General features: G+C 49.0%; 30 protein-coding genes. All 30 read left to right on the forward strand.

The window, feature by feature from the left end:
• The first annotated feature begins 20 nt into the window (after nt 1–20).
• On the forward strand, nt 21–1550 hold the full coding sequence (locus J1785_RS12315) for an ExeA family protein (protein WP_238483200.1): 1530 nt from the start codon (nt 21–23) through the stop codon (nt 1548–1550).
• A gap of 7 nt (nt 1551–1557) precedes the next feature.
• A complete protein-coding gene (locus J1785_RS12320) occupies nt 1558–2043 on the forward strand; it encodes a hypothetical protein (protein WP_129992333.1) in 486 nt (161 codons plus the stop codon).
• Between the two features lie 234 nt (nt 2044–2277).
• Nucleotides 2278–2589 (forward strand): 30S ribosomal protein S10, encoded by a 312-nt coding sequence (gene rpsJ / locus J1785_RS12325; RefSeq protein WP_009639175.1) that lies wholly within the window; start codon nt 2278–2280, stop codon nt 2587–2589.
• 33 nt (nt 2590–2622) lie between these two features.
• Nucleotides 2623–3252, forward strand: a complete 630-nt coding sequence (gene rplC / locus J1785_RS12330) for a 50S ribosomal protein L3 (protein ID WP_013573687.1) — start codon at nt 2623–2625, stop codon at nt 3250–3252.
• 16 nt (nt 3253–3268) lie between these two features.
• On the forward strand, nt 3269–3874 hold the full coding sequence (gene rplD, locus J1785_RS12335) for a 50S ribosomal protein L4 (RefSeq protein WP_013573688.1): 606 nt from the start codon (nt 3269–3271) through the stop codon (nt 3872–3874).
• Nucleotides 3871–4173 carry a 50S ribosomal protein L23 gene (gene rplW / locus J1785_RS12340; protein ID WP_013573689.1) on the forward strand — a complete coding sequence of 101 codons (303 nt, stop codon included), beginning with the start codon at nt 3871–3873 and terminating at the stop codon, nt 4171–4173. Before rplD ends, rplW begins: the two co-directional genes overlap by 4 nt.
• 18 nt (nt 4174–4191) lie before the next feature.
• A complete protein-coding gene (gene rplB, locus J1785_RS12345; RefSeq protein ID WP_112288137.1) occupies nt 4192–5016 on the forward strand; it encodes a 50S ribosomal protein L2 in 825 nt (274 codons plus the stop codon).
• A gap of 14 nt (nt 5017–5030) precedes the next feature.
• The gene (gene rpsS, locus J1785_RS12350) at nt 5031–5309 is read left to right on the forward strand and encodes a 30S ribosomal protein S19 (protein WP_004929772.1); all 279 of its coding nucleotides are present in this window, start codon (nt 5031–5033) and stop codon (nt 5307–5309) included.
• Between the two features lie 14 nt (nt 5310–5323).
• Nucleotides 5324–5656: a 50S ribosomal protein L22 gene (gene rplV, locus J1785_RS12355; protein WP_004391423.1), complete on the forward strand. Its 333-nt coding sequence runs from the start codon at nt 5324–5326 to the stop codon at nt 5654–5656.
• A gap of 17 nt (nt 5657–5673) precedes the next feature.
• Nucleotides 5674–6372 carry a 30S ribosomal protein S3 gene (rpsC, locus tag J1785_RS12360; RefSeq protein WP_013573691.1) on the forward strand — a complete coding sequence of 233 codons (699 nt, stop codon included), beginning with the start codon at nt 5674–5676 and terminating at the stop codon, nt 6370–6372.
• A gap of 12 nt (nt 6373–6384) precedes the next feature.
• Entirely contained in the window at nt 6385–6795 is a 411-nt protein-coding gene (rplP, locus tag J1785_RS12365) for a 50S ribosomal protein L16 (protein WP_009639183.1), read from the forward strand.
• Nucleotides 6795–6986 (forward strand): 50S ribosomal protein L29, encoded by a 192-nt coding sequence (gene rpmC / locus J1785_RS12370; protein ID WP_013573692.1) that lies wholly within the window; start codon nt 6795–6797, stop codon nt 6984–6986. Before rplP ends, rpmC begins: the two co-directional genes overlap by 1 nt.
• Complete coding sequence (gene rpsQ / locus J1785_RS12375; RefSeq protein WP_013573693.1) at nt 6986–7240, forward strand: 30S ribosomal protein S17; 255 nt, start codon at nt 6986–6988, stop codon at nt 7238–7240. Before rpmC ends, rpsQ begins: the two co-directional genes overlap by 1 nt.
• A gap of 170 nt (nt 7241–7410) precedes the next feature.
• On the forward strand, nt 7411–7782 hold the full coding sequence (rplN, locus tag J1785_RS12380) for a 50S ribosomal protein L14 (RefSeq protein ID WP_008457164.1): 372 nt from the start codon (nt 7411–7413) through the stop codon (nt 7780–7782).
• A 10-nt stretch (nt 7783–7792) separates the two neighbouring features.
• Nucleotides 7793–8107 carry a 50S ribosomal protein L24 gene (gene rplX / locus J1785_RS12385; protein ID WP_095923752.1) on the forward strand — a complete coding sequence of 105 codons (315 nt, stop codon included), beginning with the start codon at nt 7793–7795 and terminating at the stop codon, nt 8105–8107.
• Between the two features lie 14 nt (nt 8108–8121).
• Nucleotides 8122–8661, forward strand: coding sequence for a 50S ribosomal protein L5 (gene rplE / locus J1785_RS12390; RefSeq protein ID WP_129955647.1), 540 nt, complete (start codon nt 8122–8124; stop codon nt 8659–8661).
• 13 nt (nt 8662–8674) lie between these two features.
• On the forward strand, nt 8675–8980 hold the full coding sequence (gene rpsN, locus J1785_RS12395) for a 30S ribosomal protein S14 (RefSeq protein ID WP_013573696.1): 306 nt from the start codon (nt 8675–8677) through the stop codon (nt 8978–8980).
• 33 nt (nt 8981–9013) lie between these two features.
• The gene (gene rpsH, locus J1785_RS12400; protein ID WP_013573697.1) at nt 9014–9406 is read left to right on the forward strand and encodes a 30S ribosomal protein S8; all 393 of its coding nucleotides are present in this window, start codon (nt 9014–9016) and stop codon (nt 9404–9406) included.
• A 13-nt stretch (nt 9407–9419) separates the two neighbouring features.
• On the forward strand, nt 9420–9953 hold the full coding sequence (gene rplF, locus J1785_RS12405) for a 50S ribosomal protein L6 (RefSeq protein WP_129955648.1): 534 nt from the start codon (nt 9420–9422) through the stop codon (nt 9951–9953).
• A gap of 9 nt (nt 9954–9962) precedes the next feature.
• Nucleotides 9963–10316, forward strand: a complete 354-nt coding sequence (gene rplR, locus J1785_RS12410; protein ID WP_013573699.1) for a 50S ribosomal protein L18 — start codon at nt 9963–9965, stop codon at nt 10314–10316.
• A gap of 14 nt (nt 10317–10330) precedes the next feature.
• On the forward strand, nt 10331–10831 hold the full coding sequence (rpsE, locus tag J1785_RS12415; RefSeq protein WP_013573700.1) for a 30S ribosomal protein S5: 501 nt from the start codon (nt 10331–10333) through the stop codon (nt 10829–10831).
• Nucleotides 10832–10837: 6 nt separating this feature from the next.
• Nucleotides 10838–11017 (forward strand): 50S ribosomal protein L30, encoded by a 180-nt coding sequence (gene rpmD / locus J1785_RS12420; protein ID WP_013573701.1) that lies wholly within the window; start codon nt 10838–10840, stop codon nt 11015–11017.
• A 3-nt stretch (nt 11018–11020) separates the two neighbouring features.
• Nucleotides 11021–11455 (forward strand): 50S ribosomal protein L15, encoded by a 435-nt coding sequence (gene rplO, locus J1785_RS12425; protein WP_013573702.1) that lies wholly within the window; start codon nt 11021–11023, stop codon nt 11453–11455.
• 7 nt (nt 11456–11462) lie between these two features.
• Nucleotides 11463–12794: a preprotein translocase subunit SecY gene (secY, locus tag J1785_RS12430; RefSeq protein ID WP_013573703.1), complete on the forward strand. Its 1332-nt coding sequence runs from the start codon at nt 11463–11465 to the stop codon at nt 12792–12794.
• Between the two features lie 33 nt (nt 12795–12827).
• A complete protein-coding gene (rpmJ, locus tag J1785_RS12435; protein ID WP_012768118.1) occupies nt 12828–12944 on the forward strand; it encodes a 50S ribosomal protein L36 in 117 nt (38 codons plus the stop codon).
• Between the two features lie 148 nt (nt 12945–13092).
• The gene (gene rpsM, locus J1785_RS12440; RefSeq protein WP_013573704.1) at nt 13093–13449 is read left to right on the forward strand and encodes a 30S ribosomal protein S13; all 357 of its coding nucleotides are present in this window, start codon (nt 13093–13095) and stop codon (nt 13447–13449) included.
• A gap of 17 nt (nt 13450–13466) precedes the next feature.
• A complete protein-coding gene (rpsK, locus tag J1785_RS12445; protein ID WP_004929731.1) occupies nt 13467–13856 on the forward strand; it encodes a 30S ribosomal protein S11 in 390 nt (129 codons plus the stop codon).
• 30 nt (nt 13857–13886) lie between these two features.
• Entirely contained in the window at nt 13887–14507 is a 621-nt protein-coding gene (gene rpsD, locus J1785_RS12450) for a 30S ribosomal protein S4 (protein ID WP_014333606.1), read from the forward strand.
• Nucleotides 14508–14532: 25 nt separating this feature from the next.
• The gene (locus tag J1785_RS12455; RefSeq protein ID WP_002919219.1) at nt 14533–15522 is read left to right on the forward strand and encodes a DNA-directed RNA polymerase subunit alpha; all 990 of its coding nucleotides are present in this window, start codon (nt 14533–14535) and stop codon (nt 15520–15522) included.
• Nucleotides 15523–15562: 40 nt separating this feature from the next.
• Entirely contained in the window at nt 15563–15952 is a 390-nt protein-coding gene (rplQ, locus tag J1785_RS12460) for a 50S ribosomal protein L17 (RefSeq protein ID WP_013573706.1), read from the forward strand.
• The last annotated feature ends 21 nt before the right edge of the window (nt 15953–15973 follow it).

A 15973-nucleotide genomic window follows, 5' to 3' on the forward strand; every position in this document is an offset into this window, starting at 1 on the left:
CATTGAATGTATAAATGGTTATGGACATTGGTATGTACTGTGATTACTTTAAATTCATCACCTCTCCTTTTGAGGATGGTAATTATTTCAATAATATACGTTTATTAGCCGCCCAGGATTTCATTCTGCAGAAGCTCAATCTGGGAGGTGTCGCGATACTCAGTGGTAATAAAGGCGTTGGCAAAACACGACTGGCGCATGAGATTGCCCGAAGGAGCCAGCGCCGGGTATTACATTTAAGTGCGGCTTCCTTGAACGGAGCAGACAGCGAGAGTTTGGGGCAATTGCTAGCTTGTTGTTTTCAGTTGAAAAAATGGCGCGCATTACCGCCCTCGATTGTAACCATGCGAATCGCAGAATCCTTTGAGCATCATGGAAATATCACAGAGCCATGGCTGGTTGTCGTTGATAATGCTGAAAACCTCACGGCAGAAAGTTATGAATTTTTACGGACATTCAAAGCGTATCCGCAATCTCTGCGCGTCTCGTTCCTGTTAGTAGAAGAACATAAGGGAGGCGCAGGCAGCAGGCGGCATAAGAAGGGGATACCCCATGCGGTTTATTCACTTTCTCCGATGAATTTCGCCGAAACATCGGATTATCTGTCCCAAAGACTGCAAGCAGCCGGAGGGGAAGAGGGCATTTTTAACAAAGCGGCCATTGAATTGTTGCAGAGTGCTTCTGGTGGGAGGTTCCAGCTTATTAATGCGCTGGCAGCAGATTCACTTAACAGCGCATATGCAGAAAAAACGCAGTCAGTCACTTACCGGCAAATGAAAGTTTGTGTCGAAACCCGGGGGCTCTCTCCTGGCAAAAAGAAATGTCTCACGCTACTCATCGCGTGTTACATGCTTTTTGGCGGTGTGTTGGGATGGACTTATTTCAGTTATGCAAAGCCATACCTTCCGCTGACGTTGACGCTTTCCGAAAGACTTCATGAAACCCCTGCAGCGGCCAAGACACTGAATGATGTTGGCAGTAATGAGCGTAATGGCATGCGCCAGCTCTTTAAGGTATGGGGCTATGATGTGCCGACTGATGATGCGTTCTGTGATCAGGCCGTGCGTGCACAGCTCACGTGTAAAAAGGGTAAGGCGACATTAGAGGCTTTAGTGCAGGAAGGCATCCCATGGGTGAGTCCGATTACAACAGATAAGCAGTCCGTCTACGTTACCGTTGTGAAGGTCACGGATGAGACGTTAGATATTCTTATTAAAGATGAAACGTGGACAGTTCAGCGCAGCTGGTTTAACGAAGTCTGGGGCGGCGAATATATCCAACTATTCCCGCAGACTCCAAGTGGTAAAAACACCATCAACAATACGAGTTCGGAAGCTGATACCGCCTGGCTGGATATGACGTTGAGTAAAATCCTGAACCAGCCATTCAGCAAAACGGGTCGGTGGGACAAGGATTTGATTGAGAAGATTAAATTATTCCAGCAACGGGAAGATCTTGTTGTTGATGGAAGGGTAGGCAAAGGCACCCTGATGCAAATCGCTAAACGTACCGGCAACATGCCAGTACTGCTTACAAAAGAAGAGCTTTAAAATAAAAATGCAAAATATTCATTTATCGGCTTACACAAGCCATTTAAACAAACAAAAGGTGAAGGTGACGGTCCATCGTCCGCTCAGAAAAAACGTGTATTGCCTGATGCTAAGTAGCCTATGTTTGTTGGCTGGCGCGGTGGCCGGGACTTATCTTCATATAAGTTACCTTAACTGGCAAAGCCACCGTATAGAAATCAGTGAAGATTCCCCTCTTCCTTATCATCAATCTCCGTTGCATTACATTTATAAGAACAAAGCACTGCCTGCTGTTAGCCAGACTGCCTATACAGATGACAACGCAAATGCGGAGGAAGAACTGCCTGAAGAAACTTCATCTATGGAGACTGAGTCTCAGGAAGGGGCGCCGCCAGATGAAAGTGATGAGAGTCAAATCATCAAGTTAGAGGAGGGAAGCCCTGACATGCCCTTACAAGAATGGCTGAAAAAAGCAATGCAGGAGCAGCAGCAAGAAGAGAAGAGCGCAAAATAAAAGCATTTTCTTTATAGTTCAGATTGCTTCTTGCGGGTGTTTAAGTATAATGCGCGGGCTTACCTAATCTTGGTAGGTCTGATTCAATGAGAATCAGATGGCCGATAAGTTTACTTGCCGGTCAACAATACTCCCGATATGGGGGTTATGTGAAGAACGATTACACTCTCCCATCAATCGAAATGGGTTTGAGGAGTAATTATTTACGTTTAAAATAATTGGAGCTCTGGTCTCATGCAGAACCAAAGAATCCGTATCCGCCTGAAAGCGTTTGATCATCGTCTGATCGATCAATCAACTGCGGAAATCGTTGAGACTGCGAAGCGCACTGGTGCGCAAGTTCGTGGTCCAATCCCGCTGCCGACCCGCAAAGAGCGCTTTACCATTCTGATTTCTCCGCACGTCAATAAAGATGCGCGCGATCAGTATGAAATTCGCACTCACAAGCGTCTGGTTGACATCGTTGAGCCAACCGAGAAAACCGTTGATGCTCTGATGCGTCTGGATCTGGCTGCTGGTGTAGACGTGCAGATCAGCCTGGGTTAATCAGGGTCATTGAGCGATTGAGAGGTTGAAACAATGATTGGTTTAGTCGGTAAGAAAGTGGGTATGACTCGTATCTTCACTGAAGATGGCGTTTCTATCCCTGTAACCGTTATCGAAATTGAAGCAAACCGCGTTACTCAGGTCAAAGACCTGGACAACGACGGTTACCGCGCTGTACAGGTTACTACTGGTAGCAAAAAAGCTAACCGTGTAACCAAACCAGAAGCGGGTCACTTCGCTAAAGCTGGCGTAGAAGCTGGCCGCGGTCTGTGGGAATTCCGCCTTGCAGAAGGTGAAGAATTTACTGCAGGTCAGAACATTAGCGTTGAAATTTTCGCAGACGTTAAGAAAGTTGATGTTACCGGTACTTCTAAAGGTAAAGGTTTTGCTGGCACAGTTAAGCGCTGGAATTTCCGTACCCAAGACGCTACCCATGGTAACTCCTTGTCTCACCGTGTTCCGGGTTCTATCGGTCAGAACCAGACTCCGGGCAAAGTGTTCAAAGGCAAGAAAATGGCAGGCCAACTGGGTAACGAGCGTGTAACCGTTCAAAGCCTGGACGTAGTACGTGTTGACGCTGAGCGCAACCTGCTGCTGGTCAAGGGTGCTGTTCCGGGTGCTACCGGTGGCAACCTGATCGTTAAACCTGCTGTTAAGGCTTAACGTCGAGGAGATAGGAATGGAATTAGTAGTGAAAGACGCGCAGAGCGCGCTGACTGTTTCCGAAACTACCTTCGGGCGTGATTTCAATGAAGCGCTGGTACACCAGGTCGTTGTTGCTTATGCAGCAGGTGCCCGTCAAGGTACTCGCGCTCAGAAGACCCGTGCTGAAGTAACCGGTTCCGGTAAAAAACCTTGGCGTCAGAAAGGTACTGGCCGTGCGCGTTCAGGTTCTGTTAAGAGCCCGATCTGGCGTTCCGGTGGTGTAACCTTCGCTGCAAAGCCACAGGACCACAGTCAAAAAGTAAATAAAAAGATGTACCGCGGCGCGCTGAAAAGCATTCTGTCCGAACTGGTACGTCAAGATCGTTTGATCGTTGTCGAGACGTTCTCTGTAGAAGCGCCTAAAACTAAGCTGCTGGCACAGAAACTGAAAGACATGGCTCTGGAAGACGTGCTGATTGTAACTGGCGAAGTCGACGAGAATCTGTTCCTGGCCGCACGTAACCTGTACAAGGTTGACGTTCGCGATGTAGCAGGTATCGATCCAGTAAGCCTGATCGCCTTCGACAAAGTAGTTATGACTGCTGACGCTGTGAAGCAAGTTGAGGAGATGCTGGCATGATTCGTGAAGAACGTCTGCTGAAAGTGCTGCGCGCGCCGCACGTTTCTGAAAAAGCGTCTACTGCGATGGAAAAGAACAACACCATCGTTCTCAAAGTTGCCAAAGACGCGACTAAAGCGGAAATCAAAGCTGCGGTTTCGAAACTGTTTGAAGTCGAAGTCGAAGATGTGAACACTTTGCTGGTTAAAGGCAAAGTTAAACGTCACGGTCAGCGTGTTGGTCGTCGTAGCGACTGGAAAAAAGCTTACGTAACCCTGAAAGAAGGCCAGAATCTGGACTTCATCAGCGGCGCTGAGTAAGTCGGAGGAGTAAGAACAATGGCAATTGTTAAATGTAAACCTACATCTCCGGGTCGTCGCCACGTTGTTAAAGTGGTTAACCCTGAGCTGCACAAGGGTAAACCTTATGCTCCGCTGCTTGAAAAACTGAGCAAAAGCGGTGGCCGTAACAACAATGGCCGTATCACCACCCGTCATATCGGTGGTGGCCACAAACAGCATTATCGTCTGGTTGACTTCAAACGCAACAAAGATGGTATCGCTGCAGTGGTTGAGCGTCTGGAGTACGATCCGAACCGTTCCGCGAATATCGCGCTGGTTCTGTACAAAGACGGCGAACGCCGTTACATCCTGGCGCCGAAAGGCCTGAAAGTGGGTGACCAGATCCAATCTGGTGTTGATGCTGCAATCAAGACAGGTAACACCCTGCCTATGCGCAACATCCCAGTAGGTTCAACGGTTCATAACGTAGAAATGAAACCAGGTAAAGGCGGCCAGATGGCTCGTTCAGCCGGTGCCTACGTTCAGATCGTTGCTCGTGACGGTTCCTACGTAACTCTGCGTCTGCGCTCTGGCGAAATGCGTAAAGTTCAGATTGATTGCCGCGCCACCTTAGGTGAAGTCGGTAACTCTGAACACATGCTTCGCGTTCTGGGTAAAGCAGGTGCTGCTCGTTGGCGTGGTATTCGTCCTACCGTTCGCGGTACTGCGATGAACCCAGTCGATCACCCACACGGTGGTGGTGAAGGTCGTAACTTTGGTAAGCACCCGGTAACTCCGTGGGGCGTTCAAACCAAAGGTAAGAAGACCCGTAGCAACAAGCGTACTGATAAATTCATTGTACGTCGCCGTAGCAAAAAATAATTAGAGGATAAGCCATGCCACGTTCTCTCAAGAAAGGTCCTTTTATTGACCTGCACTTGCTGAAGAAGGTAGAGAAAGCGGTGGAAAGCGGTGACAAGAAGCCTTTGCGCACTTGGTCCCGTCGTTCAACGATCTTTCCTAACATGATCGGTTTGACCATCGCTGTCCATAATGGTCGTCAGCACGTACCAGTATTTGTTTCCGATGAAATGGTCGGTCACAAACTGGGTGAATTCGCGCCGACTCGTACTTATCGCGGCCATGCGGCTGATAAAAAAGCTAAAAAGCGCTAAGGTAGGAGGAAGAGATGGAAACTATCGCTAAACATCGCCACGCTCGTTCTTCTGCTCAGAAGGTTCGCCTTGTTGCTGACCTGATTCGCGGTAAGAAAGTGTCGCAAGCTCTGGAAACTCTGGCCTACACCAACAAGAAAGCTGCTGGTCTGGTTAAGAAGGTGCTGGAGTCTGCCATTGCTAACGCAGAACACAACGATGGCGCTGACATCGATGATCTGAAAGTCACGAAGATTTTCGTAGACGAAGGCCCAAGCATGAAGCGCATTATGCCGCGTGCTAAAGGTCGTGCAGATCGCATTCTGAAGCGCACCAGCCACATTACTGTGGTTGTGTCCGATCGCTGAGACTCTGGAGACTAGCAATGGGTCAGAAAGTACATCCTAATGGTATTCGACTGGGTATTGTCAAACCTTGGAACTCTACTTGGTATGCAAATACCAAAGATTTCGCTGACAACCTGGACGGCGACTTTAAAGTTCGTCAATTCCTGACTAAGGAATTGGCGAAAGCTTCCGTTTCTCGCATCGTTATCGAGCGTCCGGCGAAGAGCATCCGTGTGACTATCCACACTGCTCGTCCTGGCATCGTTATCGGCAAGAAAGGCGAAGATGTCGAAAAACTGCGTAAGGTCGTAGCGGATATCGCTGGCGTTCCTGCGCAGATTAACATCGCCGAAGTCCGTAAACCGGAACTGGACGCAAAATTGGTTGCTGACAGCATCACTTCACAGCTGGAACGTCGCGTTATGTTCCGTCGTGCTATGAAGCGTGCAGTACAGAACGCAATGCGTCTTGGCGCTAAAGGTATCAAAGTTGAAGTAAGCGGCCGCCTTGGCGGTGCTGAAATCGCGCGTACTGAATGGTACCGTGAAGGTCGTGTTCCGTTGCACACTCTGCGTGCGGATATCGATTACAACACATCTGAAGCGCACACCACTTACGGTGTAATCGGCGTTAAGGTATGGATCTTCAAAGGTGAGATCCTGGGTGGTATGGCTGCAGTTGAACAACCGGAACCGGCTGCTCAACCTAAAAAGCAGCAGCGTAAAGGCCGCAAGTAAGGAGAGTCGCTGATGTTACAACCAAAGCGTACAAAATTCCGTAAGGTGCACAAGGGCCGCAACCGTGGTCTTGCGCAAGGTACGGATGTGAGCTTCGGCACTTACGGTCTGAAAGCTGTTGGCCGTGGTCGTCTGACTGCTCGTCAAATTGAAGCAGCACGTCGTGCGATGACCCGTGCAGTTAAGCGTCAAGGTAAGATCTGGATCCGAGTATTCCCGGACAAACCGATCACCGAGAAACCGCTCGAAGTTCGTATGGGTAAAGGTAAAGGCAACGTAGAGTATTGGGTTGCTTTGATCCAGCCTGGTAAAGTCCTGTACGAAATGGACGGTGTGCCTGAAGAGCTGGCTCGTGAAGCCTTCCAGCTGGCAGCAGCCAAACTGCCTATCAAAACCACCTTTGTAACTAAGACGGTGATGTAATGAAAGCACAAGAGCTGCGCGAAAAAAGCGTGGAAGAGCTGAACACTGAGTTGCTGAACCTTTTGCGTGAGCAGTTTAACCTGCGCATGCAAACGGCAAGCGGTCAGTTGCAGCAAACACACCTGTTGAAACAAGTGCGTCGTGATGTTGCACGTGTGAAAACTTTACTGACTGAAAAGGCGGGTGCGTAATGACTGACAAGATCCGTACTCTGCAGGGTCGTGTAATCAGTAACAAAATGGAAAAATCCATTGTTGTTGCGATTGAACGCGTGGTGAAACACCCGATCTACGGTAAGTTCATCAAACGTACGACTAAATTGCACGTACATGACGAGAACAATGAATGTGGTATCGGCGACGTTGTGGAAATCAGCGAATGCCGTCCACTGTCTAAGACTAAGTCTTGGACCTTGGTTCGCGTTGTAGAGAAAGCGATTCTGTAATACAGTAGCGCCTCTCAAAAATAGATAAACGGCTCATGTACGTGGGCCGTTTATTTTTTCTACCCATAATCGGGAACCGGTGTTATAATGCCGCGCCCTCATATTGTGGGGATTTCTTAATGACCTATCCTGGGTCCTAAAGTTGTAGTTGACATTAGCGGAGCACTAACATGATCCAAGAACAGACTATGCTGACCGTGGCCGACAACTCCGGTGCACGTCGCGTAATGTGTATCAAGGTTCTAGGTGGCTCGCACCGTCGCTACGCAGGCGTCGGCGACATCATCAAAATTACCATCAAGGAAGCAATTCCTCGCGGTAAGGTGAAGAAAGGCGATGTGCTGAAGGCGGTAGTGGTGCGCACCAAGAAGGGTGTTCGTCGCCCGGACGGTTCTGTCATTCGCTTCGATGGTAATGCATGCGTTATTTTAAACAATAACAGCGAGCAGCCAATCGGCACGCGTATTTTTGGGCCGGTAACTCGTGAACTGCGTAATGAGAAGTTCATGAAAATTATCTCTCTGGCACCAGAAGTACTCTAAGGAGCGAACCATGGCAGCGAAAATCCGTCGTGATGACGAAGTTATCCTGCTTACCGGTAAAGATAAAGGTAAGCGCGGTAAAGTAAAAAATGTCCTGTCTTCTGGCAAGGTCATTGTTGAAGGTATCAACCTGGTTAAGAAACATCAGAAGCCTGTACCGGCCCTGAATCAACCAGGCGGCATCGTTGAAAAAGAAGCTGCAATTCCGGTTTCTAACGTTGCTCTCTTCAACACGGCTACTGGCAAGGCGGACCGTGTAGGCTTTAGATTCGAAGACGGCAAAAAAGTCCGTTTCTTCAAATCTAACAGCGAAACTATCAAGTAATTTGGAGTAGTACGATGGCGAAACTGCATGATTACTACAAAGACGATGTCGTAAAAAAACTCATGACTGAGTTTGGTTACAATTCTGTCATGCAAGTCCCTCGGGTCGAGAAGATCACCCTGAACATGGGTGTTGGTGAAGCGATCGCTGACAAGAAACTGCTGGATAACGCAGCAGCTGACCTGGCAGCAATCTCCGGTCAAAAGCCGTTGATCACCAAAGCACGCAAATCAGTTGCAGGCTTCAAAATTCGTCAGGGCTATCCGATCGGCTGTAAAGTAACCCTCCGCGGCGAACGCATGTGGGAGTTCTTTGAGCGTCTGGTCTCCATTGCTGTTCCACGTATTCGTGACTTCCGCGGCTTGTCTGCTAAGTCTTTCGATGGTCGTGGTAACTACAGCATGGGCGTGCGTGAACAGATCATCTTCCCGGAAATCGATTATGATAAAGTCGATCGCGTTCGTGGTTTAGATATTACTATCACCACTACTGCGAAATCCGATGATGAAGGCCGTGCATTGCTGACAGCCTTTAACTTCCCGTTCCGCAAGTAAGGCAGGGTTACTAATGGCTAAGCAATCCATGAAAGCACGCGAAGTCGTTCGCGTAAAACTGGCTGATAAATACCGCGCTAAACGCGAGGAATTGAAAGCTATTATCTCTGGTGTGAACTCATCCGACGAAGATCGTTGGGATGCAGTTCTTAAGCTGCAGTCTCTGCCGCGTGATTCCAGCCCGTCTCGTCAGCGTAACCGCTGCCGTCAAACTGGTCGTCCGCATGCTTTCCTGCGGAAGTTCGGGTTGAGCCGTATTAAGGTCCGTGAAGCCGCTATGCGCGGTGAAATTCCGGGTCTTAAGAAGGCTAGCTGGTAATTGTCACCAATTGAATCACGGGAGTAAAGACAGATGAGCATGCAAGATCCGATCGCGGATATGCTGACCCGTATCCGTAACGGTCAAGCCGCGAACAAAGTTGCGGTCACCATGCCTTCCTCCAAGCTGAAAGTGGCTATTGCCAACGTGCTGAAGGAAGAAGGCTACATTGAAGAATTTAAAATCGAAGGCGACGCCAAACCTGAACTGGAATTAGTACTGAAGTACTTCCAGGGTAAGGCAGTGGTAGAAAGCATTCAACGTATCAGCCGTCCAGGCCTGCGCATCTATAAGAAAAAAGATGAGCTGCCAAAAGTTATGGCCGGTATGGGTATCGCTGTTATTTCTACCTCTAAAGGTGTTATGACTGATCGTGCAGCTCGCCAAGCTGGTCTTGGTGGCGAGATTATCTGCTACGTAGCTTAATTGGGAGGAAAGAATGTCTCGTGTTGCAAAAGCACCCGTCGTCATTCCTGCCGGCGTAGAGGTAAAACTCAACGGTCAGGTTATTTCGATTAAGGGTAAAAACGGCGAGCTGTCACGTACTATCCATGACGCAGTTGTAGTTAAACAGGAAGAAAATACACTGACTTTCGCTCCGCGCGAAGGCTCTGTAAACGGTTGGGCCCAAGCGGGTACCACTCGTGCACTGTTGAACTCTATGGTTATAGGTGTTACCGACGGCTTCACTAAAAAGCTTCAACTGGTAGGTGTTGGTTATCGTGCTGCTGTTAAAGGCAACGTGGTGAATTTAGCCTTAGGCTTCTCTCACCCGGTCGATCATCAACTGCCGGAAGGCATCACTGCAGAATGTCCGACCCAAACTGAAATCGTGCTGAAAGGCGCTGATAAACAGGTTATTGGTCAGGTTGCTGCGGATTTACGTGCCTACCGTCGTCCTGAGCCTTATAAAGGCAAGGGTGTCCGTTACGCCGACGAAGTCGTGCGTACCAAAGAGGCTAAGAAGAAGTAAGGTAACACTATGGATAAGAAATCTGCTCGTATCCGTCGTGCGACCCGCGCACGCCGCAAGCTCAAAGAATTGGGTGCGACTCGTCTGGTGGTACATCGTACCCCGCGTCATATTTACGCACAGGTCATCGCACCAAACGGTTCTGAAGTAATAGTTGCTGCATCTACTGTAGAAAAAACTATCACTGAGCAACTGAAGTATACCGGCAACAAAGATGCTGCCACTGCTGTAGGTAAAGCTATCGCAGAACGCGCATTGGAAAAAGGGATCACGAAAGTATCCTTTGACCGTTCCGGTTTCCAATATCATGGTCGAGTCCAGGCACTGGCAGATGCTGCCCGTGAAGCTGGCCTTCAGTTCTAAGGAAGAGGTTTAAGATGGCTCACATCGAAAAACAAGCTGGCGAACTGCAGGAAAAGCTGATCGCGGTAAACCGCGTATCTAAAACCGTAAAAGGTGGCCGTATCTTCAGCTTTACCGCACTGACAGTAGTTGGTGATGGTAACGGTCGCGTTGGTTTTGGCTACGGCAAAGCACGCGAAGTTCCGGCAGCGATCCAGAAAGCGATGGAAAAAGCCCGTCGCAACATGATGAATGTCGCGCTGAATAGCGGCACCCTGCAGCATCCTGTTAAAGGTGCTCATACGGGTTCCCGTGTGTTCATGCAGCCGGCTTCCGAAGGTACCGGTATTATCGCCGGTGGTGCAATGCGCGCCGTCCTGGAAGTTGCAGGGGTTCATAACGTATTGGCTAAAGCTTATGGTTCTACCAACCCGATCAACGTGGTTCGTGCAACTATCGATGCTTTGGCAAATATGAAATCCCCACAAATGGTCGCTGCCAAGCGTGGTAAATCCGTTGAAGAAATTCTGGGGTAATTAACCATGGCAAAGACTATTAAAGTTACACAAACTCGCAGTTCCATTGGCCGTCTGCCGAAGCATAAAGCTACTCTGCTGGGCCTGGGTCTGCGTCGCATTGGTCACACCGTTGAGCGTGAGGATACTCCTGCTGTACGCGGTATGATCAACCTGGTTTCCTACATGGTTAAGGTTGAGGAGTAAGAGATGCGTTTAAATACTCTGTCTCCGGCTGATGGTGCCAAACAAGCGCCAAGGCGTGTAGGTCGTGGTATTGGTTCTGGCCTGGGTAAAACCGGCGGTCGTGGTCACAAAGGTCAGAACTCACGTTCTGGTGGTGGCGTACGTCGTGGTTTTGAAGGTGGTCAGATGCCTTTATATCGTCGTTTGCCGAAATTCGGCTTCACCTCCCGCAAAGCTATGATCACGGCAGAAGTTCGTCTGTCTGAACTGGCTCTGGTGGAAGGCGACGTGATCGACCTGAACGCGCTGAAAGCCGCTAACGTGGTTGGTATCCAGATCGAGTTCGCGAAAGTAATCCTTTCTGGCGAAGTCGGTCGTGCGGTAACTCTGCGTGGTTTGCGTGTCACCAAAGGCGCTCGTGTTGCTATCGAAGCTGCTGGCGGTAAAATTGAGGAATAAGTAGCAGATGGCTAAGCAACCGGGATTAGATTTTCAAAGTGCCAAGGGTGGACTAGGCGAACTGAAGCGCAGACTTTTGTTTGTTATCGGTGCGCTGATTGTTTTCCGTATCGGCTCTTTTATTCCGATCCCTGGTATTGATGCCACTGTACTTGCCAAATTGCTCGAGCAGCAAAGAGGTACCATCATTGAAATGTTTAACATGTTCTCTGGTGGTGCCCTTAGCCGTGCTTCAATCTTTGCTCTGGGGATCATGCCGTACATTTCGGCATCGATCATTATCCAGCTGTTAACGGTGGTTCATCCAGCTTTAGCAGAAATAAAGAAAGAAGGAGAGGCTGGCCGTCGTAAGATTAGCCAGTACACTCGTTACGGTACGCTGGTATTGGCAGTGTTTCAGTCGATCGGTATTGCTACCGGTCTGCCGAATATGCCTGGTATGCAGGGCTTGGTGTTAAATCCAGGCTTTGCGTTCTACTTTACTGCAGTTGTGAGCTTGGTGACTGGGACAATGTTCCTGATGTGGCTGGGGGAGCAGATTACTGAACGAGGTATCGGTAACGGTATTTCAATCATAATCTTTGCAGGTATCGTAGCGGGTCTCCCGCCAGCGATTGCACATACTATCGAACAAGCTCGGCAAGGCGACCTGCACTTCCTCCTGTTGCTGTTGGTTGCAGTTTTAGTGTTTGCAGTGACTTTCTTTGTGGTGTTTGTTGAACGTGGTCAACGTCGTATCGTCGTTAACTACGCTAAGCGCCAACAAGGTCGTCGTGTCTATGCAGCACAGAGCACGCACTTACCGTTGAAAGTGAATATGGCCGGGGTAATCCCAGCGATCTTCGCTTCCAGCATTATTCTGTTCCCTGCCACGATTGCATCATGGTTTGGGGGCGGGACTGGTTGGAACTGGCTGACTACGATTTCGCTGTATTTGCAGCCTGGACAACCGCTTTATGTGTTACTCTATGCGACTGCAATCATCTTCTTCTGTTTCTTTTATACTGCGTTGGTGTTCAACCCGCGGGAGACAGCAGATAACCTGAAGAAGTCCGGTGCATTTGTACCAGGAATTCGTCCGGGAGAGCAAACGGCGAAGTACATCGATAAAGTAATGACTCGTTTAACCTTAATTGGTGCAATGTATATTACTTTCATCTGCCTTATCCCGGAGTTCATGCGTGACGCGATGAAAGTTCCATTCTATTTTGGTGGTACTTCTCTACTGATTGTAGTCGTCGTTATCATGGACTTTATGGCTCAAGTGCAAACTCTGATGATGTCAAGTCAGTACGAGTCTGCATTGAAGAAAGCAAACCTGAAAGGCTATAACCGCTAATCTGGTGAGTTTGCGAAGTTACGGAGAGTAAAAATGAAAGTTCGTGCTTCCGTCAAGAAATTATGTCGTAACTGCAAAATTGTTAAGCGTAACGGTATCGTTCGCGTAATCTGCAGCGCAGAACCGAAGCATAAACAGCGTCAAGGCTGATTATCTCGCATATTTTTCTTGCAAAGTTGGGTTGAGCTGGCTAGATTAGCCAGCCAATCTTTTGTATGTAAGCAGCAATACTATTTGAGTATCCTGAAAACGGGCTTTTCAGAATGGTGTTGCCGTATATAAATAGTAGGAGTGCATAGTGGCCCGTATAGCAGGCATTAACATTCCTGATCAGAAACATACCGTGATCGCATTAACTTCGATCTACGGCATCGGCAAAACCCGCTCACAGTCTATCTGTGCTGCATCCGGTATTGCTGAAAATGTTAAGATCAGTGAGCTGTCTGAAGAGCAAATCGAAAAACTGCGTGACGAAGTTGCCAAGTTCATTGTTGAAGGTGATCTGCGTCGTGAAGTCACCCTGAGCATCAAGCGTCTTATGGACCTTGGAACTTATCGTGGTTTGCGTCATCGTCGTGGTCTTCCAGTGCGCGGTCAGCGTACCAAGACTAACGCACGTACCCGTAAGGGTCCGCGTAAACCGATCAAGAAATAATCGGGGTGATTGAATAAATGGCAAAGGCACCTGTTCGTACACGTAAACGTGTAAGAAAACAAGTCTCTGACGGCGTGGCTCATATCCATGCTTCTTTCAACAACACCATTGTTACCATTACCGATCGTCAGGGTAATGCTTTGGGTTGGGCAACAGCTGGTGGTTCCGGTTTCCGTGGTTCTCGTAAATCCACTCCGTTCGCAGCTCAGGTTGCAGCAGAGCGCTGCGCTGACGCAGTGAAAGAATACGGTATCAAGAATCTGGAAGTTATGGTTAAAGGACCTGGTCCTGGTCGTGAGTCTACTATCCGCGCATTAAACGCGGCTGGTTTCCGCATCACTAATATTACTGATGTGACTCCTATCCCTCATAACGGTTGTCGTCCGCCGAAAAAGCGTCGCGTATAACGCTGCTTTTAGGTTTGTTGGAGAGAGAAAATGGCAAGATATTTGGGTCCTAAGCTCAAGCTTAGCCGTCGTGAGGGCACAGATTTATTCCTTAAATCTGGCGTTCGCGCGATCGATACCAAGTGTAAAATTGAACAAGCTCCTGGTCAGCATGGTGCGCGTAAACCGCGTCTGTCTGACTACGGTGTACAGTTACGTGAAAAGCAAAAAGTTCGCCGTATCTACGGTGTTCTGGAGCGTCAGTTCCGTAACTATTACAAAGAAGCAGCACGCCTGAAAGGCAACACCGGTGAAAACCTGTTGCAACTGCTTGAAGGCCGTTTGGACAACGTAGTTTATCGTATGGGCTTCGGCGCTACTCGTGCGGAATCGCGCCAGTTAGTTAGCCACAAAGCTATCATGGTAAACGGTCGCGTTGTTAACATCGCTTCTTATCAGGTATCTCCGAATGACGTTGTCAGCATCCGTGAGAAAGCTAAAAAGCAATCTCGCGTGAAGGCCGCTTTGGAGTTGGCTGAACAGCGTGAAAAGCCGACTTGGCTTGAAGTTGATGCTGCCAAGATGGAAGGTGTGTTCAAGCGTATGCCTGAACGTACTGATCTGTCTTCCGACATTAACGAACACCTGATCGTCGAGCTTTACTCCAAGTAAAGCTTAGTACCAAAGAGAGGACACAATGCAGGGTTCTGTGACAGAGTTTCTAAAACCGCGCCTGGTAGATATCGAGCAAGTCAGTTCGACGCACGCCAAGGTGACCCTTGAGCCTTTAGAACGTGGCTTTGGCCATACTTTAGGCAACGCACTGCGCCGTATTCTGCTTTCATCCATGCCGGGTTGCGCGGTGACCGAGGTTGAGATTGATGGTGTACTGCATGAGTACAGCACCAAAGAAGGCGTACAGGAAGATATCCTGGAGATCCTGCTCAACCTGAAAGGGCTGGCGGTGAGAGTTCAAGGGAAAGATGAAGTTATCCTTACCCTGAATAAGTCTGGCATTGGCCCTGTGACTGCAGCCGACATTACCCATGATGGTGATGTCGAAATCGTCAAGCCGCAACATGTCATCTGCCACCTGACCGATGAGAACGCTGCTATCAGCATGCGTATCAAAGTTCAGCGCGGTCGTGGTTATGTGCCGGCGTCTGCCCGAATTCATTCGGAAGAAGATGAGCGCCCAATTGGTCGTCTGTTAGTAGACGCATGCTACAGCCCTGTAGAGCGAATTGCCTACAATGTTGAAGCAGCGCGTGTAGAACAGCGTACTGATTTGGACAAGCTGGTTATCGAAATGGAAACCAACGGTACGATCGATCCTGAAGAGGCGATCCGTCGTGCGGCAACCATTCTTGCTGAACAACTTGAAGCTTTCGTTGATTTACGAGATGTACGTCAACCGGAAGTCAAAGAAGAGAAGCCGGAATTCGATCCAATCCTGCTGCGCCCTGTTGACGATCTGGAATTGACTGTCCGCTCTGCTAACTGCCTTAAGGCAGAAGCAATCCACTACATCGGTGATCTGGTACAGCGTACCGAGGTTGAGTTACTTAAAACACCTAACCTGGGTAAAAAATCTCTTACTGAGATCAAAGACGTACTTGCGTCCCGTGGTTTGTCTCTGGGCATGCGCCTGGAAAACTGGCCACCAGCAAGTATTGCTGACGAGTAACCGGATCACAGGTTAAGGTTTTACTGAGAAGGATAAGGTCATGCGCCATCGTAAGAGTGGTCGTCAACTGAACCGTAACAGCAGCCACCGACAGGCTATGTTCCGTAACATGGCCGGCTCTTTGGTTCGTCATGAGATCATCAAGACGACCCTGCCGAAAGCGAAAGAGCTGCGTCGCGTTGTTGAGCCGCTGATTACTCTTGCCAAGACCGACAACGTTGCAAATCGTCGTCTGGCATTCGCCCGTACTCGTGATAACGAGATCGTGGCAAAACTGTTTAATGAACTGGGCCCGCGTTTCGCGAGCCGTGCCGGTGGTTACACTCGTATTCTTAAGTGTGGCTTCCGTGCAGGCGACAATGCGCCGATGGCATACATCGAGCTCGTTGATCGTGCAGAGTCAAAAGCAGAAGTAGCAACTGCTGAATAATCTGTAGATGCATGAAAAAAC

The sequence above is a fragment of the Rahnella perminowiae genome, assembly GCF_019049755.1.
In the GTDB taxonomy this organism is placed as follows: Bacteria; Pseudomonadota; Gammaproteobacteria; order Enterobacterales; family Enterobacteriaceae; genus Rahnella; species Rahnella perminowiae.